The sequence below is a fragment of the Oleiphilus sp. HI0067 genome (assembly GCF_001635735.1).
Genome location: NZ_LWFI01001497.1, coordinates 1 through 575, shown reverse-complemented (window position 1 = coordinate 575; position 575 = coordinate 1). Strand labels below are relative to the sequence as shown.

General features: G+C 46.3%; 1 protein-coding gene. It reads right to left on the bottom strand.

Annotation, left to right across the window (positions count from 1 at the left end; translation table 11 throughout):
• A partial coding sequence (fabG, locus tag A3739_RS24450) for a 3-oxoacyl-ACP reductase FabG (protein WP_068503140.1) occupies window positions 1-575 on the bottom strand: 575 nt, incomplete at both ends.

Here is a 575-nt window from a genome sequence, read left to right as displayed (position 1 = left end):
ATGCAAGGTTTGGCCTGTGATATACGATGCATTCGGTGAAGCTAAAAAGGCGACCGCTGAAGCAACTTCCGCAGAACTACCAAGACGATTCACAGGAATTTTGGACAACATTAAGTCCTTGTTCTCTTCACTCAAATCGTCAGTCATGTCGGTCTGAATATAACCTGGCGCAACTGAATTTACCGTGATGCCACGACTACCGATTTCAGACGCGAGCGAACGTGTAAAACCTTCAATCCCAGCTTTAGAAGCACAATAATTTGCCTGCCCCGGGTTACCCATTTGTGCAACGACAGAGCTCACGTTAATGATGCGCCCCCAGCGAGCCTTCGTCATTCCCTTCAATACTGCTTTCGATGTGCGGTACACAGAGCTCAAATTAGTTTGAATCACTGATTGCCAGTCATCTTCTTTCATACGAAGCATAAGACCATCTTTGGTAATGCCAGCATTGTTTACCAAGATAGAAGGTGCTCCATAAGCTGAAGTTACCATTGCAATGCCATCGCTCACCGAGTCGGGGTCGCTCACATCCATAACAATCCCATCACCATCTAAACCCCATTTGGCAAAAT